Annotated in this window: 23 protein-coding genes; 14 read left to right on the top strand and 9 right to left on the bottom strand. The window is 33.2% G+C overall.

The genetic code is table 11. The annotated features are described in order from the left end of the window. Nucleotides 1-46: 46 nt before the first annotated feature. Nucleotides 47-2,893 (top strand): heavy metal translocating P-type ATPase, encoded by a 2,847-nt coding sequence (locus OXQ85_RS06505; protein WP_267403009.1) that lies wholly within the window; start codon nucleotides 47-49, stop codon nucleotides 2,891-2,893. Between the two features lie 58 nt (nucleotides 2,894-2,951). Here OXQ85_RS06505 and OXQ85_RS06500 read toward each other — a convergent pair whose 3' ends face one another. Both OXQ85_RS06500 and OXQ85_RS06495 read right to left on the bottom strand, forming a co-directional pair. After that, a complete protein-coding gene (locus OXQ85_RS06500; RefSeq protein WP_267403008.1) occupies nucleotides 2,952-3,629 on the bottom strand; it encodes a type 1 glutamine amidotransferase domain-containing protein in 678 nt (225 codons plus the stop codon). 89 nt (nucleotides 3,630-3,718) lie between these two features. Further along, a complete protein-coding gene (locus OXQ85_RS06495) occupies nucleotides 3,719-4,288 on the bottom strand; it encodes a Crp/Fnr family transcriptional regulator (protein ID WP_267403007.1) in 570 nt (189 codons plus the stop codon). Nucleotides 4,289-4,625: 337 nt separating this feature from the next. On the opposite strand from OXQ85_RS06495, the gene OXQ85_RS06490 reads away from it, so the two are divergent. The 6 genes from OXQ85_RS06490 to OXQ85_RS06465 all read left to right on the top strand — a co-directional run bounded on the left by OXQ85_RS06490 (nucleotide 4,626) and on the right by OXQ85_RS06465 (nucleotide 10,820). Further along, complete coding sequence (locus OXQ85_RS06490) at nucleotides 4,626-5,492, top strand: polysaccharide deacetylase family protein (protein WP_267403006.1); 867 nt, start codon at nucleotides 4,626-4,628, stop codon at nucleotides 5,490-5,492. 220 nt (nucleotides 5,493-5,712) lie between these two features. After that, nucleotides 5,713-6,372, top strand: a complete 660-nt coding sequence (locus tag OXQ85_RS06485; protein ID WP_267403005.1) for a YggS family pyridoxal phosphate-dependent enzyme — start codon at nucleotides 5,713-5,715, stop codon at nucleotides 6,370-6,372. Between the two features lie 57 nt (nucleotides 6,373-6,429). Beyond that, nucleotides 6,430-7,614 (top strand): sigma-54 dependent transcriptional regulator, encoded by a 1,185-nt coding sequence (locus OXQ85_RS06480; protein ID WP_267403004.1) that lies wholly within the window; start codon nucleotides 6,430-6,432, stop codon nucleotides 7,612-7,614. A 90-nt stretch (nucleotides 7,615-7,704) separates the two neighbouring features. Beyond that, entirely contained in the window at nucleotides 7,705-9,066 is a 1,362-nt protein-coding gene (locus OXQ85_RS06475) for an MATE family efflux transporter (RefSeq protein WP_267403003.1), read from the top strand. 237 nt (nucleotides 9,067-9,303) lie between these two features. Beyond that, complete coding sequence (locus OXQ85_RS06470; RefSeq protein WP_267403002.1) at nucleotides 9,304-10,170, top strand: DMT family transporter; 867 nt, start codon at nucleotides 9,304-9,306, stop codon at nucleotides 10,168-10,170. A 95-nt stretch (nucleotides 10,171-10,265) separates the two neighbouring features. Beyond that, the gene (locus tag OXQ85_RS06465) at nucleotides 10,266-10,820 is read left to right on the top strand and encodes a DUF4256 domain-containing protein (RefSeq protein ID WP_267403001.1); all 555 of its coding nucleotides are present in this window, start codon (nucleotides 10,266-10,268) and stop codon (nucleotides 10,818-10,820) included. Nucleotides 10,821-10,876: 56 nt separating this feature from the next. On the opposite strand, the gene OXQ85_RS06460 is transcribed toward OXQ85_RS06465, so the two are convergent. Continuing rightward, the gene (locus OXQ85_RS06460) at nucleotides 10,877-11,839 is read right to left on the bottom strand and encodes a hypothetical protein (RefSeq protein WP_267403000.1); all 963 of its coding nucleotides are present in this window, start codon (nucleotides 11,837-11,839) and stop codon (nucleotides 10,877-10,879) included. Nucleotides 11,840-12,098: 259 nt separating this feature from the next. Between OXQ85_RS06460 and OXQ85_RS06455 the strand changes: the two genes are divergently transcribed. Beyond that, complete coding sequence (locus tag OXQ85_RS06455; protein WP_267402999.1) at nucleotides 12,099-12,602, top strand: hypothetical protein; 504 nt, start codon at nucleotides 12,099-12,101, stop codon at nucleotides 12,600-12,602. A 93-nt stretch (nucleotides 12,603-12,695) separates the two neighbouring features. Next, nucleotides 12,696-13,016, top strand: a complete 321-nt coding sequence (locus OXQ85_RS06450) for a hypothetical protein (protein ID WP_267402998.1) — start codon at nucleotides 12,696-12,698, stop codon at nucleotides 13,014-13,016. A gap of 48 nt (nucleotides 13,017-13,064) precedes the next feature. Here OXQ85_RS06450 and OXQ85_RS06445 read toward each other — a convergent pair whose 3' ends face one another. Continuing rightward, nucleotides 13,065-14,096, bottom strand: coding sequence for an aminotransferase class I/II-fold pyridoxal phosphate-dependent enzyme (locus OXQ85_RS06445; protein ID WP_267402997.1), 1,032 nt, complete (start codon nucleotides 14,094-14,096; stop codon nucleotides 13,065-13,067). Between the two features lie 85 nt (nucleotides 14,097-14,181). On the opposite strand from OXQ85_RS06445, the gene OXQ85_RS06440 reads away from it, so the two are divergent. Further along, on the top strand, nucleotides 14,182-14,835 hold the full coding sequence (locus OXQ85_RS06440; RefSeq protein WP_267402996.1) for a metal-dependent transcriptional regulator: 654 nt from the start codon (nucleotides 14,182-14,184) through the stop codon (nucleotides 14,833-14,835). A 90-nt stretch (nucleotides 14,836-14,925) separates the two neighbouring features. Here OXQ85_RS06440 and OXQ85_RS06435 read toward each other — a convergent pair whose 3' ends face one another. From OXQ85_RS06435 to OXQ85_RS06420, 4 genes are all read right to left on the bottom strand, one after another. Continuing rightward, complete coding sequence (locus tag OXQ85_RS06435) at nucleotides 14,926-16,104, bottom strand: aminotransferase class V-fold PLP-dependent enzyme (RefSeq protein WP_267402995.1); 1,179 nt, start codon at nucleotides 16,102-16,104, stop codon at nucleotides 14,926-14,928. Nucleotides 16,105-16,190: 86 nt separating this feature from the next. After that, nucleotides 16,191-17,330, bottom strand: a complete 1,140-nt coding sequence (locus OXQ85_RS06430; RefSeq protein WP_267402994.1) for a hypothetical protein — start codon at nucleotides 17,328-17,330, stop codon at nucleotides 16,191-16,193. A 25-nt stretch (nucleotides 17,331-17,355) separates the two neighbouring features. After that, nucleotides 17,356-18,255, bottom strand: coding sequence for a TssN family type VI secretion system protein (locus OXQ85_RS06425; RefSeq protein ID WP_267402993.1), 900 nt, complete (start codon nucleotides 18,253-18,255; stop codon nucleotides 17,356-17,358). A 54-nt stretch (nucleotides 18,256-18,309) separates the two neighbouring features. Next, a complete protein-coding gene (locus OXQ85_RS06420) occupies nucleotides 18,310-19,251 on the bottom strand; it encodes a type VI secretion system baseplate subunit TssG (RefSeq protein WP_267402992.1) in 942 nt (313 codons plus the stop codon). 294 nt (nucleotides 19,252-19,545) lie between these two features. On the opposite strand from OXQ85_RS06420, the gene OXQ85_RS06415 reads away from it, so the two are divergent. Beyond that, complete coding sequence (locus tag OXQ85_RS06415) at nucleotides 19,546-20,337, top strand: S1/P1 nuclease (protein WP_267402991.1); 792 nt, start codon at nucleotides 19,546-19,548, stop codon at nucleotides 20,335-20,337. Between the two features lie 215 nt (nucleotides 20,338-20,552). Here OXQ85_RS06415 and OXQ85_RS06410 read toward each other — a convergent pair whose 3' ends face one another. Further along, nucleotides 20,553-20,705, bottom strand: coding sequence for a hypothetical protein (locus OXQ85_RS06410; protein ID WP_267402990.1), 153 nt, complete (start codon nucleotides 20,703-20,705; stop codon nucleotides 20,553-20,555). A 189-nt stretch (nucleotides 20,706-20,894) separates the two neighbouring features. Here OXQ85_RS06410 and OXQ85_RS06405 point away from each other — a divergent pair, with 189 nt between their 5' ends. The 3 genes from OXQ85_RS06405 (at nucleotide 20,895) to OXQ85_RS06395 (ending at nucleotide 23,621) form a co-directional block, all read left to right on the top strand. Continuing rightward, nucleotides 20,895-21,761 carry an RNA polymerase sigma factor RpoD/SigA gene (locus tag OXQ85_RS06405; RefSeq protein ID WP_027385416.1) on the top strand — a complete coding sequence of 289 codons (867 nt, stop codon included), beginning with the start codon at nucleotides 20,895-20,897 and terminating at the stop codon, nucleotides 21,759-21,761. A 151-nt stretch (nucleotides 21,762-21,912) separates the two neighbouring features. Beyond that, nucleotides 21,913-22,503: a hypothetical protein gene (locus tag OXQ85_RS06400; protein ID WP_267402989.1), complete on the top strand. Its 591-nt coding sequence runs from the start codon at nucleotides 21,913-21,915 to the stop codon at nucleotides 22,501-22,503. After that, the gene (locus OXQ85_RS06395) at nucleotides 22,503-23,621 is read left to right on the top strand and encodes an FAD-dependent monooxygenase (protein WP_267402988.1); all 1,119 of its coding nucleotides are present in this window, start codon (nucleotides 22,503-22,505) and stop codon (nucleotides 23,619-23,621) included. The genes OXQ85_RS06400 and OXQ85_RS06395 overlap by 1 nt, the downstream gene beginning before the upstream one ends. The last annotated feature ends 111 nt before the right edge of the window (nucleotides 23,622-23,732 follow it).

Raw genomic sequence — 23,732 nt, 5'->3', positions numbered from 1 at the left:
GTTTCCATTTGCATGTTGGAAATTTGTAGTATAAATTAAAAGGATCATGAACAAACAATATAAAATCCTCGGAATGACCTGTTCTGGTTGTCAGAAAAAGATTTCTGAAAAACTGAACAGCATTGAAGGTATAAAAGCGGAAATTAATTTGGAAAGCAACACCGCAACCATTTCTTCCGAGAAAGAATTTGAATTAAATACTTTAAATAAAGCGTTAGAAGAAATCGGAAATTATAAATTAGAAGATCCGAATAATCCAGATAAAGCTTTCATCAAGCCACAAGACAGGGTTTCACCTTCTTCGGTTTATTATTGTCCGATGGAATGTGAAGGCGATAAAGTGTACTTTCAACAAGGAAAAAGATGTCCGACCTGTAATATGTTTTTGGTTCCGATTGAGGAAAAATTAGCCAAAGACCCCAATTTTAAACCTACCTATTCTAAAACAAATCTTCCCGAAAATTTTAAAGATAATATCGGAAAATATTACTGTCCGATGTTTTGTGAAAGCGATAAAGTTTACGACAGCAATGTGGGCTGCCCCGTTTGTCATATGCATTTAGAGGAAATAACCGAAGATTTGGTTAAAAATGCAGAAACTCATTCACACAATCATTCTCGTGATCATAGTCACCATCATCACGAAGCATCAAAAGTAACGGATGAAATGGCAGGAAAGTATTATTGTCCGATGTATTGTGAAGGAGACAAAGTGTACGACAGCAATGTTGGATGCCCTGTTTGCGGAATGGATTTGGTGAAATATCCTGAGAAAAAAATTGCAAAATACACTTGTCCAATGCATCCGGAAATTGTTCAGTATGAACCAGGCGATTGCCCAATTTGTGGGATGGATTTAGTCAGAATGCCTGACAAGGACAATGAAGAGGACGAAACGTACAATATTTTAAAGAAAAAATTCTTCATTTCTTTAGGTTTCACCATTCCCGTTTTCATTCTTTCGATGGGCGGAATGTTTATTAACTTTCCTTTTTCTTATCAAGTTCAGGGAATTTTTGAATTGATTTTAACACTTCCTATTCTATTTTATTCAGGTTGGTTTTTGATGAAAAGAGGCTGGATTTCCTTCAAAACTTGGAACTTAAATATGTTCAGTTTAATTGTTTTGGGAGTTGCCGCCGCGTTCATTTTCAGCATTGTTGCTTTGGCTTTTCCAGATATTATTCCGCATGAAATTCGTGGTCATAATCATGAAATTCCTTTGTATTTTGAAGCTGTTTGTGTGATTTTAACATTGGTGATTTTAGGTCAGTTGATGGAAGCTGCTGCGCATAAGAAAACAGGGAATGCCATTCGTGAACTGATGAATTTATCTCCCGATGAAGCTAATCTTATCATTAATGGAGAAGAAAAAAAAGTATTGCTTTCCCAGGTTAAAATTGGTGATTTATTAAAAGTAAAACCCGGCGAAAAAATTCCGGTTGACGGAAAAATTACAGAAGGAAATTCTTATGTTGACGAAAGCATGATCACGGGCGAACCGATTCCTGTTGAGAAAAGTATTGACGATAAAGTTTCTTCCGGAACTATCAACGGAAATCAGGTTTTTATTATGAAAGCTGAAAAAGTAGGTGATGAAACCTTACTTTCACAAATCATAAAAATGGTAAACGAAGCCAGCCGAAGCAAAGCGCCGATTCAGAAACTGACGGATAAAGTGGCAAAAGTTTTTGTTCCCACTGTTATTTTAATTGCTATTCTTACCTTTATTTTATGGCAATTTTTCGGTCCCGAAGGTCAAAAAACATTATTTGCATTTATTAATGCCGTGGCTGTTTTAATTGTGGCTTGTCCGTGTGCTTTAGGTTTGGCAACGCCGATGTCTTTGATGGTCGGAATTGGTAAAGGCGCAAAAAATGGTATTTTAATTAAAAATGCCGAAGCTCTCGAACAAATGAATAAAGTGAATGTTCTGATTACCGATAAAACAGGAACTTTAACGGAAGGAAAACCTTCTGTAGAACATATTGAAATGATTAATAATGATCAGAATTCAATCTTAAAATTAGCCTATTCTTTAAATCAAAATTCAGAACATCCGTTGTCAAATGCGGTGATTAAAAAGGCTCAAGACGAAAATATTTCAGCAGAAAAAGTTGAGCAATTTGAAAATATTTCTGGAAAAGGCGTAAAAGGAAATATACATGGAAAAACTGTTTATCTTGGAAACGAAAGTTTATTGACTTCTCATCAAATTACAATTCCCGAAAATTTAAAGCAAAAGGCAATTAAAGTTCAAGAAAAAGCACATACAATTTCTTATGTTGCTAAGGAAAATGAAGTGTTGGGGTTTATTAGTTTTACGGATAAAATCAAAGGAAGTTCTAAAAAAGCGGTTCAGCAACTATTAAGCGAAGGAATCGATGTAATCATGATGACCGGAGATAATGAACATACCGCGAAAGCTGTGGCAGACGAGTTGGGAATCAAACATTTTAAAGCCAATTGTCATCCCGAAGATAAATTAAATGAAGTTAAAAAACTGCAACAACAAGGAAAAATCGTTGCAATGACCGGCGATGGCATCAATGACTCTCCTGCCCTTGCACAAGCCAATATTGGAATCGCGATGGGAACTGGAACCGATGTTGCTATTGAAAGTGCCGAAATTACTTTACTAAAAGGTGATATTTTAGGTGTTGCGAAAGCGAAGTTACTAAGCGAAAAACTTCTGAAAAATATAAAGGAAAATCTGTTTTTTGCTTTTATTTATAATATTTTAGGCGTTCCGATTGCGGCAGGATTATTATATCCTTTCTTCGGAATTCTTTTATCACCAATGATTGCCGCGGCGGCGATGAGTTGCAGTTCTTTATCTGTGATTCTAAATTCTTTACGACTCAATTCTGTAGATTTAAATGTAAAAAATTAAATACAAAAAATTCCCCGAAAGATAATTTTCGGGGAATTTTTTTAATATGTTCTTGTTATTACAAAAGCTTTAATAATTCTTCTGCAACTTTCTCTGAAGAAGCAGGATTTTGCCCTGTCACCAATGTTCCGTCTACTACAGCATAAGGATTCCAGTCTGCTATTTTGCTATAATTTCCTCCATTATTTTTCAACATATCTTCCACCAAAAAAGGAACAATATCCGTCAATTGAACAGCATCTTCCTCTGTATTGGTAAATCCGGTTACATTTTTACCTTTCACCAAATATTCTCCATCGATTTTTACATCTTTCAGAACACCCGGAGCGTGACATACAAATCCAACAGGTTTATTGCTCGTGTAAAAATCTACGATTAACTGTTGAGAAAACTGATCTTCAGCCAAATCCCATAACGGCCCGTGACCTCCGGGATAAAATACAGCATCATAATCTTTACTGTCAACGCTGGAAAGCACAAGCGTGTTTTCTAATTTATTCTTCAAAACGGCATCATTATCCATTCTTCGCGTAGCATCTGTCTGAGAGGCAGGATCTTCACTTTTAGGATCGATAGGCGGCAGACCTCCTTTTGGAGAAGCAATCGTAATTTCTACGCCTTTGTCTGATAAAGCATAATAAGGGGCGGCAAGTTCTTCCGTCCAAAATCCTGTTTTTAATCCTGTATTTCCTAATTCGTCGTGGCTCGTAAGCACAAATAAAACTTTTTTGTTCATTTTACTATTTTTATTAATTAATAGTACAAAGTTGGTGCTATTCGTGAATTTAAAACAGGACAAAAGTCACATATTTTCTGTGATGAATGTCACAATTTATTCGAAATTCTACTTAAAGTTTCCCTTGAAACACCCAAATAAGAAGCAATAATCGTTTTAGAAATTCTTTGAAGAAGCTGCGGATACTGAAGAGAAAACTGCTCAAAACGTTCTTTAGCATTAGTGGTAAGCAATGATAAAATTCTCTGCTGCAACGCGACATAACCAAAACTATTTTTTAGCCTGAAGAAATGCTCTATCTTATGATTTTCAGCACATATTTTCTCTAAATTTTCTTTTGAAATATAAACCAATTCCACATCTTCTAGACAATCAATCGTCATTACAGACGGCATATTATTATAAAATGAATTAAAATCTGAAACCCACCAATCCTCCATCGCAAACTGAGCAATATGCTCTTTGCCTTCCTGATCGATGAAAGAAGCTTTCAAAAGACCTTTGATGACAAAATAAATATGAGTTACCTGTTCATTTTCCTGTATTAAATATTGATGTTTTTTAAGCTTTTTAAACTTGAAAAAAGAATTTACATATTCAAATTCTTCATCGGTAAGAGGTACTATTTCTTCAAAATGTTTTCGCAGTTCTGCACTCATCAGGATCTGAATATTTTCTAATGACTCAAATATACGAATCAAACTCCTTTAGATAAAGTAAAGAAATTAAAATTTTAAAATAAAACCCTTTACAAATCAATTATCATAAACTGGTATTTTGATTTTTTTTTAACATTTTATTAAAGATCTTTTTATCAATTTTTAATCATAAAATGTTTATATAAATCATAATCATTTTTCAGGTAAAAACCACTCAAAATAAAGTTATTAAAATATCCTTAAAAAGTGAAAATTAATGAAAACATGGCATATAATTTGATCAAAATTCAGCAGGAAATTTAACAGATTTTAACAACACAAATTCCTTTCAAATTTTATGAGAAAAACTTTTGCGGAAAAGTCTAGAAACAAGACTTTTCTTGGGATGATTGCATTGATGAGTGCAACTTCAATTATACTTAACGGTTGTAACCGACAAATCGACAAAAAAGATTCAGAAAGCCTGATTTCAAATAATTATCCCGACGCAAAAATTGTCCCCAATGCTGATGATGAAAGTGTAGTTACTGATAAAAGAGTGATTTATCTTACATTTGATGACGGTCCAAATCAGGGAACAGAAAACCTTCTCAAAATCCTTAATAAAAGAAATGTTGTTGCCACTGCTTTCGTAGTCGGACAGCATGCTTATGGCAGTAAAAAGCAAAAAGACGATATGGAACTTTTAAAGAAGGATCCATTGATCGAATTGGCTAATCATAGCTTTACACACGCACACAACAAATACAGCGATTTTTATCAAAATTATGAAGCTGTTGTCCGAGATTTTGATGCAGCAAGAGACAGTTTAAAGCTGTATGATAAAATTGCAAGAACGCCCGGAAGAAATATCTGGAGACTGAAAAATATTAACGTTACCGATATTAAAAGTTCAACACAGGCTGCCAACAGATTAAAACAAGCTGGATACAAAGTAGTGGGTTGGGATTTGGAATGGAAACCTACCAATAAAATGGCTTTAAAAGGTAGTCATGAAGCCATGCTAAAAAAGGTCGACAGTATATTTTTCAATGATCTGGAAAAAACATCAAGACATCTTGTTTTTCTTACCCACGATCAATATTTAACCGATGCTGATTCTATTAATGAATTAGACCTATTTATTGAAAAGTTGCAGAAAACCAACCGATTTGTCTTTAGAAAAATTTCAAAATATCCTGAGATTAATGAAATTTTAAATTAATTTCTTGATTTAAAATACAGATGCTTCGACTTTGCTCCAGCATGACATTTCTAATACTATCCGTTATATTTTAGCGGAAAATTTAGAGCAATGTCTTACTGGCTTTATCGAAGCATTTTTTTTAGTGAAATCCTATAATCAAACAACTAAGAACCATAAACCATCAACTAAATTCACATTTCATTCGTTTTTTGCTTTTAAAATTCAGAAATTTGCAATTATGAGTATTCAGGAAAATTACAACGATATAAAAAGCCAACTTCCTTCCGATGTTCAGTTGGTTGCGGTTTCAAAAACACATCCGGTTTCGGCGATTCAGGAAGTGTATGATCTTGGACAAAGAGTGTTTGGTGAAAATAAAGTTCAGGAAGTTGTGGAAAAATATCCGTTTCTTCCCAAAGATATTCAATGGCATCTGATTGGGCATTTACAAACGAATAAAGTGAAATATATTGCGGAGTTTGTAGATACTATCCAAAGTGTAGATTCTGAGAAATTGCTGTTGGAAATTAATAAAGAAGCCGGAAAACATAGCCGAACGATTAAAGTATTGCTTCAGGTAAAAATTGCTGAAGAAGATACAAAATTCGGTTTGGAGATTGAAGAGGCGAGAAATTTGTTTCAAAAATACATCAACGGACAATTTTCAAATGTGGAAATCACAGGTTTAATGGGAATGGCAACCTTTACAGACGATAAAAACCAGGTTAAAAAGGAATTTTTAATACTAAAAAGAATTTTTGATGAATTAAATCAACTAAAATCTTTACAAACATTATCAATGGGAATGAGTGAGGATTTCCCGATTGCCATTGAAGCGGGCGCTAATTCCGTTCGTGTAGGTTCGGCAATTTTTGGTAGAAGAGATTATTCAAAATAAAAGATTTAGGTATAGTTTTTGCTAATAATTCAATCAAAAAAATCTAAATTTGCACCTATGCAAAAAATCCTTATTGTAGAAGACGAAAAAGCAATCTCGGGAGTACTTCACAGTATTCTTTCAGACGAACTGAGTGATTATGAATTTGTAATCGCCGAAGACGGGCTGGAAGGCTACAAACATATTGAAAAAGAAGACTTCGCGTTGGTAATTTCTGATATTAAAATGCCTAAACTTTCGGGTACCGAACTTTTAAAGCAAAGCATGGCTTTAAAACCTGAAACCACTTTTATTATGATTTCAGGACACGCAGATATTGACTCTGCAGTTTCTTGCTTGAAAGAAGGCGCTTATGATTTCATTTCCAAGCCTATTGACATCAACCGTTTGATTACAAGCGTAAAAAATGCTTTGGCAAAGGAAACTTTGAAGAAAGAAAACAAAAATCTTCAGACTGAAAACAAAACATTAAAGAAAAAAGTCAATAAAAAATACCAGATGATCGGTCAGTCTTCTGAATTACAGAAAATTCAGGATATGATCGAAAAAGTAGCTGCTTCTGACGCCAGAGTTTTGATCACGGGACCTAACGGAGCCGGAAAAGAATTGGTAGCACACGCAATTCACAATCAGAGTGAAAGAGCAAGAGGCCCAATGGTAGAGGTAAACTGTGCGGCTATTCCGTCTGAGCTTATTGAGTCTGAACTTTTCGGTCACGTAAAAGGATCGTTTACGGGAGCTATTAAAGATAAGCAGGGAAAATTTGAGCAGGCTAACGGAGGTACTATTTTCTTAGATGAGATCGGAGATATGAGCTTAATCGCTCAGGCAAAGGTTTTGAGAGCATTACAGGAAAGCAAGGTTTCACCTGTGGGAAGCGATAAGGAAATAAAAGTTGATGTAAGAGTGCTTGCGGCAACCAACAAGAATATGCAGAAAGAAATTGAAGCAGGGAGATTCAGAGAAGATCTTTATCACAGACTTTCTGTAATCGAGATCTACGTTCCGCCATTGGATGACAGAAAAGAAGACATTCAGTTATTGGTAGAGCATTTCTCAGGAATGATCGCTGACGAGCATGGTAATGCATCGAAAAAATTTGATGATAAGGCTATTGATGCATTAAAAGCATTGTCGTGGACTGGAAATATCAGGGAATTGAGAAACGTTGTAGAAAGGTTAATTATTTTAGGGGGAAGCACTGTATCCGCCGAAGACGTTGCAAGTTTTGTAAGGAAATAATTTAATTATTATTTAAAATAAATTATAAAAATTTGCAGTAACATTACTGCAAATTTTTTTTTGATCTAAACTATATATGAATAAACGATTATGAACTTTTTAAATAAAAAATATACAAAAGAATGCCTTACTTTGGCTCTTCCTGTGATGTTAACACAGGTGGGGCAAGTCTCGGTGAATTTATTCGACAATATTATTGTCGGACAATTATTAGGTGCAGATGCGCTGGCGTCTGTTTCGTTGGGGAACGCGGTGTTTTTCTCCGTGTTTGTATTGGCATTGGGATTCTCTTTTGCCATTCCGCCATTGGTTTCTCAGGCGCACTCTCAGAATGATCATAAAACGATTAACTCTGTTTTCGGCCACGGATTTATCATCAATATGTCGGTCGGGATTTTACTGATGGGGTTATTATTATTGGCAATTCCACTACTCTATCATTCCGGGCAGCCGGCAAAGATCATCCCGGATACAGTAGATTTCCTAACTATTATGTTGATTAGCATAGTGCCTTTCATGGCATTTCAGACGTTGCGAGAAGTTTCCGAAGGATTATCGTATACGATCGGGGTTACAAAAGCAACCATTATTGCGAATGTCATCAACATTGTTTTAAACTATGTGTTTATCAAAGGACTTTGGATCTTCCCTGAAATGGGTGTAAAAGGTTCTGCCTTGGCGAGTTTGATTTCTAGAGTTTTCATGGTGATATTCCTATATTTTGTTTTATTAAATGAAAAAAAAACAAAGCAGTACATCAAAGATTTTTCTCTAAAAATGGAAGTTTTTTCAAAAAAAATGTTTGATAAAATGCTGAGATTGGGATTACCAACTGCTTTACAGATGTTCTTTGAAGTAACCGCATTTGCAGGAGCCGCTTTCATCTGTGGTTTAATTTCCGCGCACGATATTGCTTCTCACCAGATAGCGTTGAGTATGGCTTCATTCACCTTTAATTTATGTATTGGTTTCAGTGTGGCATCAACTGTAATGATCGGAAGAAAACTAGGCGAACAAAACTTCATCGAACTAAGACAAATAGGAATCAACAACTTGAAAATTGCATTCATTTTCATGTGTATTTGTGGTATCATATTTATTTTAGGAAGAAATATCCTTCCGACTTTCTTTACTAAAAAAGAGGAAGTAGAAGTAATTACATTAGCTTCAAAGTTAATGATTATCGCTGCTTTATTCCAGCTTTCAGACGGAATTCAGGTAACAGCCTTGGGAATGCTGAGAGGTTTGCAGGATGTAAAAATCCCTTCTATTTATACCTTTATCGCGTATTGGATAATCACAATTCCATTAGGTTATTTCCTTTGTGTAACCTTGAAAATGGGAGCTTTCGGAATGTGGATTGCGCTAGGATTAGGATTAACAGTTTCTGCAGTGATGCTCGTCAAACGATTTTTAAATATGTCTGCAAAAAGAATAAAGCAGAATGCATAAAGAAAATGCCGCCTCAATAGTTGAGGCGGTATTTTTTATTTTAATTTTTCATACTTTTGTCATATTCAAAAAATAAATATGAATAGTATAAGCTGTTTGCCTCCTCCAGTGATCTAATATTTTCAAGTTCAATTTGAAGTATTTTTGTTGATAGAATAATTCTAGTCAATAGATATTTTACGCTTCAAATTAGTCTAAAATATTAATTATTCACTTTTACAAACAGTTCATTTTCTAATGAAAAAATCATATTTATTATTGCATCTGGCCGTGATCTTGGCCGGATTCACGGGCGTATTCGGAAAACTGATTTCTCTTAATGAAGGTCTTTTGGTTTGGTACCGACTTTTATTTTCTTCAATTATTTTATTTATTATTTTGAAATTGTTGAAAATTTCAGCAAAAATTTCAACTCAGGAAAAAATTCAAATTTCAAAAGTTGGATTATTAATTACCTTACATTGGATCTTTTTTTACGCAAGCATCAAATATTCAAATATTTCCATCGGTGTAGTTTGTTATTGCCTGACCAGTTTTTTTACCGCAATATTTAAACCTTTAATTGACAAAGAAAAATTTAAAATTTCAGAATTATTTCTTAGTGCACTGACCCTTTTAGGAATCAGTTTGATTTTTCATTTTGATGCTTTTTATCAATTAGGAATCGGTTTAGGAATTATTTCATCAGCGTTGGGAGCATTGTACACAATTTATAATAACCGTTTGGTTCAACATTTCGATTCTAAAGTCATCAATTATTATCAAATGATCGCTGGAACAATTGTTCTTGGGCTTTTCATGCCGATTTACCTTTACTTCTTCCCTGTTCAGACTGTTATTCCGAGTGTGAAAGATATTGGCTATTTAATTTTTCTGGCATCGTTTTGCACGGTGGGTCTTTATGTTATATTCGCTGAAGTACTAAAAAAAATTCCGGCATTTACTGTAAATTTAACATTTAATCTGGAACCGATTTATGCGATTATTATGGCATTTTTATTCTTTAATGAAAGTAAAGAAGTAAATATTTCATTTTATATAGGGCTCTCATTTATAATAGCTTCTGTTATTTTACAGACTTTGATTTCAATTAGAAAGAAATAAAAAATTCCACAGATTCTTATAAATTTTGAATCTGTGGAAACTTTTATATATAGAAAATTATTAAATTTACTTCCAAGCATTCTGCAAAATTCATTATGAAAAAGAAACTAACTTCAGAGCAAACCGAAGAACTTTTAAAAATTTTAAAAACTCGTTTTGAAAAAAATATAAATCGCCATAAAGACTTAGATTGGAAAAAAATTCAATCAAAATTAGAAAACAATCCGGAAAAACTTTGGTCATTATTTCAAATGGAAGAAACCGAAGGCGAACCTGATATTGTAGCCCATGATAAAAAAACAGATGAATATTTGTTCTTCGACTGTTCTCCAGAAAGTCCGAAACGTAGAAGTTTATGTTACGATTATCCCGCATGGGAAGCCAGAAAGGCAAATAAACCGGAAAGTAATGCCATCGACAAAGCATCTGAAATGGGCATTGAAATTTTAAATGAAGAACAATACCGCCGACTTCAGGAATTAGGAAAGTTTGATTTAAAAACATCAAGTTGGATAAAAACTCCAGAAAATATCCGAGAATTAGGTGGGGCAATTTTCTGTGATCGTCGTTACAATACCGTTTTCACTTATCACAATGGCGCTGATTCTTATTATGCAGCACGCGGTTTTCGTGGATGTTTGAAAGTGTAAAAAGTTATAAACTATAAATGTGGAGTTACGAAAAAAACTCGTAACTCACTTTTCTTCTATTTAGTATTTTTCAACCAGGGAGATTCTACACTCCAAAATATGATGTTAACTCCAAGATAGTTTTCAGCATAATTTACAAATTCTTCTTTTGTGAAAGGCATTTTCGTTTTTGGATTTTTATAAGTTAAAGTTGGCTCCTGAACGGCCATTGCTACCAAAGATAATTTTCCTTTATATTTATTAAAGAAAGGATAAGAGTTTTTCATCTGAGCATTTTTATTTGGAACAATATCGGGCCCTCCTAATCCGACATTATTTTTGTTCGCAAAATCAAATAATCTTGACATATATTGATGATCATTTTCCCATTCACATGGAAAAAAATTCACATATTGTAAAACATAAGATTTTTTAAAAGCATTTCTTGCAAACTTCAAATTATCAAGTTCAGCCTGAAAATATTTATCACAGCTAAAACCTGTCTTGTCTCGCTTCATGTCAATATCAATTGCAGTTTCTGGTAAATTAATTCCTTGAATTTTCCCGTCAAACTTTTTTGCCAACTCTCCTATTAATTTTTGATATCTTTGTCGAACAGCAGAATTCCATTGTATTGTTACCCAACCATTTCCGATTGGTTTATTTTCTCCAGGATTATCATATTGGGCAACCAGTCCTCCTCCATATTCTTTATCATTTAATATATAGTCAGGAAGATATCTCGCTTTTGGTTCAAAAAACCGATCTTGTAGTTGAATGAATAATTTTCTATTAAGTTTAGTTAAATATTCTAAATCTTTTTCAATTCTTGAAAAATCATAAACATCTTTCGCGGTTTCCAATGCTCGCCAGTTGTAAACAATTTGTACTCCGCCAATATCTTTTCTTGTGATCATCTTTTCTATTTTTTGCAAATCTCCGGATGAAGTGTAAATGTAATTTTGTGGAGTTTGCGCTTTAGAAAAATTTAATCCTAAAATTAGAAGGATGAAAACACTAACTTTCAATATTCTTTTCATAATTGCTCTTTTTACTACTTACCATCATTTTTCATGCCCATTTTATTTTTCCGCTGTACTGGAAAATATTCGGGGAGAAATTTTTTAAGCGATTCTCAGCGATTAGAAAATTTTATTAAAAAACAAACTTTTTCTTTAAAATTTAAAGTCACAATTTATTTTATTTTAAAAATTATTTTTATTTACATTAATTTATCTTCATATATAAATACATTCATTATTTTAGCAAATGAAATATGATTTAACATAACAATTAGATATGAAAAAACTGATCTTATTAAGTTCTTTTTCTGTGTTATTGCTTAACTGCAATAAAAAACCGGAAGTCCCAGTGGCTGAAACACCATCCACAGATACCAGCGAAACCACTGAAAAAGTGGTTGATACATTAGGTGCAAAATCTTTCTGCTATATGGGAGTAACCGGAAAAGATACTGTTTTTGTAAGTATTGATGATAATCTAGGAACAATTACAGGAAAAATGGCAACAAAAAATAGTGAAAAAGACAGCAATAAGGGCGATTTGTCAGGATTTAAATCTGGCGATACGCTCAAGTTGAGTTACGAATTTGCAGCAGAAGGAACTACAGGAAATAAAAATGACATCTATTTTCTTCAGACAAAAGACGGTTTGGTTGAAGGAATCGGACAAAGAGATACTGAAACAGGAACGAAATATGTGAGCGAGAAAAAGATAAGATATGCCGGAGGAAATAATTTAAAATCAGCTGATTGCAAAATAGTTGCAAAAGCATTAAAATAAAATTTAAATTATTCTCTAAATATAGATATATTTTGCATGATATTTGTTGCAATAGGTTTCCACACTTATCAATAACAAATATTATTAAGAACTATGCAAATTTTAAATTTTAAACCATTTTCAAAGAATGAATTTATCGAAGAACTAAGGAAAACATTTCCACAGTATAAAATTCAAACAAGCTTTGGCGCGCTTCAAGTTCGTACCAGCGGATTTACCTTAACAGGAAATGTGAAATTAAATACAGTTCCCGAAATTGGCAAAGTGAGCACAGAGACCGCTCTGAACTCTGCTATTCTTTATCTCATCTTTTGTTTTCCGGTTGGACTTTATATGTACATGAAGAAGGAAAAAATAAAGAAATTTGAAAATGAAGTGATTGAAGGAATTAAGAAAATTCTTCAGGAAAATTAAAATATTCAAAAAGAAAAACAGCCTATTTTTAGGCTGTTTTTTAATTTATTATAATTCATTTTTAATAATTTCAATAAAATCATTAATAGGTTCATCACCTGTATTCCAGGAAGTTATTAAACGAATAGCTGAAAATTCTGAATCTATTTTTTTCCAAATATAAAATTCAAATTTTTCGGATAATTTTTGAATTAAATCATTACTTAAAATCGGAAAAATCTGGTTGGTATACGTATCGGAAAGAAACTGAATTCCTTTTTCCCTCATTGCATTTTTAATTTTCATGGCCTGCTGATTTGCATGTTTTGCTAGATCGAAGTAAAGATCATTTTTCATCAATTCTAAAAATTGAATTCCTAGTAATCTTCCTTTTGCCAAAAGCGCTCCCTTTTGTTTGATATTAAAAGCAAAATCCTGTTGAAGTACCTGATTATTAATGATAATTGCTTCTCCGATCAATGCTCCGTTTTTCGTTCCGCCTAAATAGAAAACATCCGTAAGTTCTGCTACTTTTTCTAAGGTAAGATCGCTGATTTCTGCCTTTAAACCATGTCCCAATCTCGCGCCATCCATAAATAAATACAACTTATTTTCTTTACAAAAAGCAGAAAGTTTTTCTAATTCTTTCAAAGTATAAATTGTTCCCAACTCCGTAGAATTAGAAATATAGACCAGTTTAGGCATTACCTGATGAGGAACATTTCGATGATTTTCCAAAACGGGAATAATATCGTCGGGAGTTAGTTTTCCGTCTTCTTTTTCTATCCCTAAAATTTTATGCCCGGTTGCTTCAATAGCTCCAGTCTCATTATTCAAAATATGTCCGGTAGCCGCAGAAATTGCACATTGATAAGGTCTTAAGATAGAAGAAATTACAATTAAATTAGCCTGAGTTCCGCCTGAAACAAAATAAATTTCAGAATGAGGGTTTTTCATTTTTTCTTTGATCAAATCTTTAGCCTTTAGAGAATATTCATCTTCTCCGTAACCTGCCTGCTGATCAAGATTGTGCTGCAAAAGTGCCTGTAAAACATTTGGATGACAACCTTCTGAATAGTCGTTTTTGAATGAAAATTTCATACTGTAAAATTAAAAAAACTTAAAATAACAAGAGCAGATAATTCATATTATTTTGTTAGATTTGTAATGAAAATCATCTAACATTTTGAAAACAACATTAACAGAAGAAAACTATCTTAAGGCTCTGTTTCATTTGGTAGACAATGAAAGTAAGGTAACAATTAACGAACTCAGTAAATTTTTATCCGTAAAAATGCCGAGCGTTAATAATATGATGAAGAAATTTGCAGACAAAGGCTGGGTGGTTTACGAAACCTATAAACCTCTGATTGTCACCGAAAAAGGAAGGCGAGAAGCAGCTTTGGTTGTAAGAAAACACCGATTAACCGAGATGTTTTTGGTGAAAAAAATGAATTTCGGCTGGGAAAATGTACATGAAATTGCGGAACAACTGGAACACGTGCACTCCACTATTTTCTTTGATAAGATGGATGAAATTCTTGATCATCCGAAATTTGACCCTCATGGCGAACCTATTCCTGATAAAGATGGAAATATTATTGCCCAGGATCTTCAAAAATTAAGTTCCTGTGAAATGAATGAAACCGTTATTTTTGCTTCTGTCACGCTGTCTGATGATGCTTTTTTAAATTATTTAACGGAAAGAAATTTACTGCTGAATAAGAAAATTACAATCGTTAAAATAGAAAACTTCGACAAATCTATTACGGTGGAAGTTGATGGAAAACAGGAAGTTTTAAGCAAAAAAGCGACAGAAAAAATATTGGTAAAAAAATGAATTTTTAACCATTAAGATTTAGAAATTAAAAATATTAAGTTGGAATCATAGCCTTAATCTCTTAATCAAATCTTAATGGTTTAATCTAAATTATTTTAAACTATTCTTCAAAATTTCGGAAACTTTTTCAATCTCGTCTATCGTATTAAAATAATGTGGAGACAATCGTACGATTCCATTAATATTTTTATTGGTAAAATCAATTAACGCAGAATTTTTATTAGTTACCGAAAAGAATATATTATTTTCTTTCAACACTTTTTGGATGTTTTCTAAATTTCCGTCGGGTCCAGAAAAAGTAATAATACTGCTTAAATGATTTCCCTGATCCCAAATCTGGAAACCACTTTCTTTAAGGTTATTTCTTAATATTCCGGATAGATTTTTATTATAATTTTCAATGTGTTCTAAACCAATTTGGTTTGCATACTTTATCGCCTGCGTAAAACCAAACAGTGAAGCGTAAGATATTTCCCAATGTTCAAATCTTTTTGCAGTTTTAAACAATTCATAATCATCAAATTCTGACCAATGAGCACCTCTCATATCCAATAATAAAGGGGCATAATTTTGCTCCAAAACTTTGTCTGAAACATATAAAAATCCCGTTCCTCTAGGACCTCTCATAAATTTTCGGCCAGTTGCTGTAAGGAAATCACAGCCTATTTTTTCGACGTCAACCAATATCTGACCAACAGATTGGCAAGCATCAACCAAATATAAAATATCATATTGCTTACAGATTTTCCCGACCGCTTCCACATTCTGAATCAATCCGGAATTGGTAGGAATATGTGTAACAGCGACTAATGTAGGTTGATGTTTTTTAATTAAATTTTCAAGATCTTCCAAATCCAGTTCATTATCTGAAAGATTTTTCGTTCTGACGATTTTTACATTTAATTTTTTCTGAAGAGAAATAAATGTGATTTGGTTAGAAATATAATCATCAACAGTAGTAATAATAACATCTCCTTCGTTGAAAATGATGCTCGACAAAGCCTTTGCATAAGCATCCGTAGCGCTTGTTGCAAAAGCAATATTTGAAGATTTAGCATTGATCAGTTTTGCTGTTTCTTCATAAAACTCTTCTAAAAGGGCTTCGTTTTTTGCCGCAACAATATATCCTCCTGTTTGCTCTTCCTGCTGTAAATAATCAATCATTGAATCGACCACAACTTTCGGCATTAATGAAGAACCCGCATTGTTTAGAAATATTTTCCCGTCTTCCAACCCTCTGATGTCTTGTCTTATTTTATCTAAGTTCATTTTTGCATTAAAATTTAATCGAACAATTTTATACAAAAAATCCCGAATATTTTGTATCGGGATTTATATTTTTCAAAAATTATTTTTTAGTCTAAAACACTCCAACCTCTCTTAGGATTGTTATTGTTTGAAACTTCCTGTTCATTAACAATGATATTTTCTTTTCGCTGACCGATATAATCCAATTCGCTCAGTTTAGAGAAAATGATTTCTAAACTTCTCAACATCTGCTGAATATATAAAAGTGGCTCGCCACAATTATGATGATCGTAATTGGTTTCAGCGACAATAGAAAGCTGATTCAGTAACGTATGAGGTGCAATCTCGCTCCATTCTAAACTATAATTTAACATTTCTTCCAATTCTGCGGGAACCAAAACTTGAGTGGAATTGTATAAACGAAGTGCCAGTTTGGCAAAAGATTCGATCAAAAATACAGGCGGTTGATAAGGCGTAATATTTCTGAACTGGAAATACATATCTCCAAAAGTCGTCACCAATGTATTACACAAAAACTTAACGTTTTGTGCCAAAGCCGTATTCTGATTCTTATGCGAAGCCTTCTGAATGATTTTAAATGCATATTGCTGTAAATTTCCAATCGATTTAGCAAAATTATTGTAATAATCAAGCAATGCCGGATGGCTCTGAATCGAAGTACACGGCGGAATAAAATTTGAATCTACCTGAGCAATATTGCCTTTTAAATCTACTTTTCCGATAATCAGATAATTACCTCCAGAATAACTGCTGTTCAGAGAAGTTACGGGAAGCAATTCAATATGATGATTGGGCTGAGCATTCGGATGACGTGGCGGAATTTCTTCAGGATCGATATCTCCGAAAGGCACTTTATCAAACGGATTGACCGAAATTAAAATATAATAATCCCCGTCGGCCTGTTCTTCATGCATCGATTTAGCCAAAGACTTTACACTCACTCTCCTATCGTTCAGTTCAATTCTGTACCCTGCCAGAGTAACTGCGCTGCAATGCTTTATAACGAGCTGAACATCATTGGTTGCAGTATTATGAACATCAAAAATGGTTCGATCTGTAAACTCTTGCGAAATAGGTAAAAGTCCGTAATTGTATGTGGTAATTCCTAATGAATTAGAATCTCTGATGGTATCAATTAAAAAATTATCCTGATCGTTCAGGTGTCGCTGGGAAACCTTCATCCCGTCTACCCAATTGATGGCAAAATGTTTAATGGGCTGTATCATAGTAAATATTTTTTGTTGTGTGATTTTATGGTTTTCTTACTCCTTCTTCTTCGTGCTGGATCACTCTTTTACAAATCACCACTTCATTTTCTGAAATGCCGTTTGTTGAAATATCCTGGTCGAAATCTATATATTTCCTAAAGCTGAAAAATGATTTTTTGGTATAAAAAATCCAGTAATAGGGTTCTCTTTCCTGATCAGACAGATGAATTACCGAATTGGGGTTTTTATGATTATAATCGTCTACCACTCTGTAAAACCAATCTCCGAACGTAACGCCTGTCGGTAATGTTTTGGCTTTAATTCTGAATCGGTTTGCATCTTCAAGGTTTTTGCTTAATTCAACATTCAAAACCATTAAACGGTCGAAATCTGCCCCTTCAAAATCGGGCAATTTCTGATCCGGAGAATATCTCCAAGTTTTGTAAATATCAAACGGAATGCTGATAAACTGAATATAGCAATAGTAAAAAAACATCGGAACCAGAAAAATCAGCATGCTTGTTGCTGCCATGATCGGATATCCCATTCCTCTGCTCATCCATTCAAAAATAAGGTAGAAAAGATAGCCTCCGAAAGCAATACAGGTTATGGAAAGGATCGATTCAAACAAAATACTCATTCCCAGAGAATCAATATGTTTTCTGAAAAACCGATGCAATAAATTAACATGAATAATCCCCAAAATAAGGTAAATAATCTGCGAAATGAGATACCAATAAGGATTAAAAAGATTACCGGCAAAACCAAAAATTCCGGGAATAGCCAAACATAAACTGCAAAGCAGAAAATAGATGATAATGGTTTTAATTTTAATGGCAGGCTTATTTCTTCTGATAATTCCTAAAATTACCATCATGATTACTGCAAATAAAGGCATTAAAATATACCTAAAAAAGATTCCTTTTACTGAAGAAATTTCCATTTGTTTCTTTTCAAATTAATATTTTGTTGGTGATTGTAAATATACTAAAATATTTTACAGAAATGTAGAGTATCCAAGGCGGTTGGCGTTTCTTTCATCATCTTCTAATGCAAATGAATATTCTTGCTTTTCGGTGATGAAATTTTCCTCCACATCTACACTTACGGGTAAAAAATAATCATATAAAGTTTGTAAAACTTTTCTGAACGGGTTTCCGTGAATATATTTTTTCATTTCATGATACGGAATCGGCCCTATATTCACGACCCAATTTCTTTGTCCGTCCATGTGTCTTCCACTTGGAATATAGGTTACTCCCAATCTTGAATTTCCCAATAACATAGAATCGTCTTCCTCTTCAATATTATCAATCACATTCGGAGCGAAAGTAACTTCTACAGGAACCTGTAAAAAAGCGCCCATACATCTTTCAAACCATCTTTTATCACCTCTTATCTGATGAAAAAAAGGTAAAATATGGATAAAAATATAGGCATTCTGTTTATCCAGCATATCAACCAAAGGCCAAAGTTCACTTACCGTTTCCAGCAAAGCATCGGTATCGCTGGCAATATCAAAATCAAATTCTTTAAGCAAAGCGCTAATTTCGGTGAAAAATATTTCTAGTTCAAACGGCTTGAAAAACTTTCTTGCGTCTTCTTCTACTTTTTTCTGTTTACGGATTTCACGAACAACCGTTTCCACATTTTTCCGCGATGTTCCTAATGATGGCGGATGGAAAAGCCCTTCCGGAAGATAATCGTAAATACCTTCTCGATACGTTTCTAGCGTAAAAACTTCTTCATCAAAACCTAGATAATTACTGGAAATACTTTTGATATCCTTTAAATAAGCACGATCGTTGATGCCAATTCTTTCAATGAATATATTGCTTACCGCACGATGGTACTTTAAAAGGTTTACGGCTACAGCTTCAGCTTTGAAGTCTGTCTGCAGCTTATTGTAATGCATGTCTACAATATTATTCTCATACATAGTGTTTGCTGTGATTTTGGGCTTGTAAAAATAATATATCTCAAATGATTGAAAAAAATATTTTTTCAATTAATTTTATTCTAAAAATACTAATTTATCAGCATTAAAAAGAATAATTTTCATCAATATCCGTAAAAATACGGAAATTTAGATATGAACTTCGGCTTAAAACTCATGAAATGATATATTTAAATCTAATTTTAATATTTAGTTAAATTTATAAATCCTTATTTTGATATTAATCTAAACCTTAAATTAACTGTATCTTTGCATCCAGAAAATGTTATTTTTATCATGAAAAGTATTTATTCTAAAGTGCTGGTTTTAGCATTCATGGCATCTTCACTTTATTCTTATGCGTGGGGATTAACGGGACACAGAGTTATTGCAGAGATTGCAGAAAACCACCTTTCCGGAAAGGCAAGAAGAGAGATCAAGAAAATTATGGGGAAAGAGCGTCTTGCTTATTGGGCAAACTGGCCGGATTTCATCAAATCGGACACTACAGGCGTTTGGAAGCAAGCTTCGGCTTGGCATTATGTAAATATCGATCCTCAAACTGATTTTAAAGCTTTTGAGAAAAATCTGGAAGCTCAGGCTGGTCCGAGTTTGTATACACAGGTTAAAACTTTATCGAGCCAAATTAAAGATCCTAAAACATCTGAAAAAGATAGAAAAATTGCATTGATTTTCCTTATTCATATTATGGGAGATTTGGCGCAACCTTTACATGTAGGAAGATCTGAAGATTTAGGTGGAAACAAAATTAACGTTACTTATTTTGGAGATAAAACAAATTTACACTCAGTTTGGGATGGAAAATTAGTAGATTCTCAAAAATACAGCTATACTGAATATGCTAAATTATTGGATATTAAATCTAATGATGAAGTAAAACAAATCCAGACAGGAACTTTGGAAGACTGGTTGTACGATTCTCACAAAATTGCGAATAAAATCTACGCACAGACTCCAAATGATTCTAAATTATCTTACGACTATCAGTATAAATTTAATGATACTTTGGAAAGACAGCTTCTTTATGGAGGTCTGAGACTGGCGAAATTGTTGAATGATTTGTTTTAATTTGGTTAATGGTTGACGGTTTTTAGTTGATCGTTAATCACATCTTACTATAATACAAGCGGAGCCTTTGGGTTTCGCTTTTTTGTTTTTTGAAATGAGTTATAATTTTCTTTGCATTTTGTCATGCTGAAAGCATCTAAACTCAAAGATTTATATAATTATTTCTAATTCTACATTTAAATCTTTGACTGGATGAAAAACTTTGCGGATATTTTCTAAATGTTTAAAGGGATAACTTCCACCATAGCCCCGATTGGAACGACATCCTTTTGGGTTGCGGCGGAGCGAAGCGGAGCCGTAACCCAAAAGATACAGTGGAAAGCGGGATTAAGCTCCTGAGAAAATATTACAGATAAAATTCGTCTCAATACGATTTTTTCAAAAACTAATTTAAGCTGATAAAATTTAAAAATCACTGTTGTGTGGCGTGAGAGCCATAATTTACAACTATTTTTTCAGATTTAATTTAAATAAATAAAAAATAATTGCACTAAGTGTAACCTTTTTACTTTCTCAAACGTATAATATATACAAACTCTTTTTTGAGGAAAAAATAGATGAGACAATTAAAAATCACTAAGCAGGTAACCAACAGGGAAACTGCTTCATTAGACAAGTATTTGCAGGAAATTGGTAAAGTAGAACTAATTACAGCAGACGAGGAAGTAGATTTGGCACAGAGAATACGTGCGGGCGACAGAGCAGCACTTGAGAAATTAATTAAAGCCAACCTTCGTTTTGTAGTTTCAGTATCTAAACAGTACCAAAATCAAGGTCTTTCTTTACCCGATTTAATTAATGAAGGTAACTTGGGACTGATGAAAGCAGCAAAAAGGTATGATGAAACAAGAGGTTTCAAATTTATCTCTTACGCGGTATGGTGGATTCGTCAATCAATTTTACAGGCATTGGCTGAACAGTCGAGAATTGTAAGATTACCATTGAACAAAATCGGTTCCATCAACAAAATCAACAAAGCTTACGCTCACCTTGAGCAGGAAAATGAAAGACCACCTTCTCCGGAAGAATTGGCTGAAGTTCTTGACATGAGCGAGGAAGATATCAAAGAATCGATGAAAAACTCCGGTAGACACTTGTCTATGGATGCGCCTTTGGTAGAAGGTGAAGATTCTAATCTTTATGACGTATTGCGTTCCGGAGAATCTCCAAGCCCTGATAAAGATTTGATGCTTGAATCTCTACAAATCGAGATCGAAAGAGCATTAAATACTTTGACTCCAAGAGAGGCTGATTTGGTAAGATTATACTTCGGATTGAACGGAAAACATCCGATGACTCTTGAAGAAATCGGTGAAACTTTCGATCTTACGAGAGAGAGAGTTCGTCAGATCAAAGAAAAAGCGATCAAGAGATTGAAACACAATACCAGAAGTAAGATTTTGAAATCTTATTTAGGTAAATAATTTTAACGAATAATGTATAGGCGGAACTTGATTTTCAGGTTCCGCTTTTTTTGTAACTAATTTTGAATTATCTTCAACTCATTAAAACGAATTGACTGTTATATTTGACATCTAAAAAAAGTAAAGGATTTCCACAATAATAAAATAAACCATGAAAAAAATACTTCTCTCTTCTGCTCTATTTTTATTGATAATTTCATGTAAAGAAAATAACAACACAGATAGAAATATTGTAGAAAAAGCAGCTGAAAATACTGAATCTAGCTTCCCAATAAAGAGATTAAGCAAATCGCAATCAATTATGGATGGAATTTATTCTGAAAAAATTAAGGATGATTCCAAACTTTTAGAATTAGATAAAAGATTTCAGGCAATTCAAAATGACAGCAGAATTATGAAAGATCTTTATGATAATGTGATAAAATCATCTGAAGATTATTATGCTGATGCAGAAAGAAGAGCAAAAAATATTAGGGATTCGGCATTACAAAAAGAAGTTCTGAATCTTTTAAAGAACAGTTCCGAGAAATATGATGTTAAACTTAATAAATTGAATGAGTTGAAAGTACAGATTAACCTTAATTTTATACAGCTTTCTTCATTTTATGACGCATATAAAATCAAAAAAACCCTTCCTGAAATTGAAAATTATCAGGATTCTCATCCATTGGACACAGATAGTTTAGAAAGTTTTATCAAAAAGCAAAATCAGTTATTGAACGAACTGAAAAATTTAAAATAATGAATTCAATTTCAATCATCGGAGCAGGAATCGGAGGTTTAACATTGGGAAATATTTTAAAGCAAAATAATCTTGATTTTACAATTTACGAATCTGCACCTGAAATAAAACCCGTAGGTTCAGGAATTATGATGGCCATCAATGCGATGCAGATTTTTGATGCATTAGACTTAAAAGCAAAAATTGAAAAAGCTGGAAATAAAATTCATGGAATTTCGATTACTGATGAAAATCTTAAACTTATTTCAAAAACAAATGTTCTTGAGTTGGAAAAGAAATACAATTCTTGTAATGTAGCCATTCACAGAGCTGATCTACAAAGGATTCTAGCTGAAAATATTAGTTTTGAAAACATCAAATTAAATCATTCTTTAAACGAAATTCAGAAACAGGAAAATTATCTTTTAAATTTTGAAAATGGAATCGAAGTTAAAAGTAAAATCATTTTTGGAGCAGACGGAATTCATTCAAAAATTAGAAATCAAATTTTTAAAACGGGTAAAATTCGTAATACACAGCAAATGTGTTGGCGTGGATTGGTTGAGTTTGATCTGCCTGAAGAATTTCATCAGGAAGCAATCGAAACATGGGGAAAAGGAAAACGTTTTGGCTTCGTAAGAATGACTGATAGAAAAATATATTGGTATGCGGTCATTAATAAAGGAAAACATAAACGCTATCATAGTTTATCTGAAAATTTCTACGGTTTTCATCCATTAATTATTGAAATTATTGATTCCACACTACAGGAAAATATTATTCTTAATGATATCATCGACTTAGATCCTATTCCCAAATGGCATGCTGAAAATCTTTGTTTAATCGGCGATGCAGCACATGCAACCACTCCCAATTTGGGACAAGGAGCTTGTCAGGCAATTGAAGATGCTTACGTTATCGGGAAATTACTAGAAAAAAATAAAGATTTTAATGTGATTTTCGAACAATTCCAGCAAATTAGAAGAAAAAAAGTTAATCATGTTGTGAATACAAGCTGGAAACTAGGAAAATTTTCTCAATGGGAAAAAGGAACTCGTTTGCGAAATTTAATGATAAGATTAGTTCCTGAAAGTGTAAATCAGAAAATGGTCGAGAAAGTTATACAATTGGAAATGTGATTTATTTCCCCACAGATTTCACAGATGTTCACAGATGTTTATTTTAATTTTTACAAAAATATGCGCAATCATCTGTGAAATCTGTGGGAGAAAATAAAAAAAACTGCTTCA

Source organism: Chryseobacterium sp. GM_Chr_2, from assembly GCF_026540445.1.
GTDB lineage: Bacteria > Bacteroidota > Bacteroidia > Flavobacteriales > Weeksellaceae > Chryseobacterium.
Note: the sequence above shows the minus strand (reverse complement) of the source record. Positions and strands in the feature narration are given on the sequence as shown.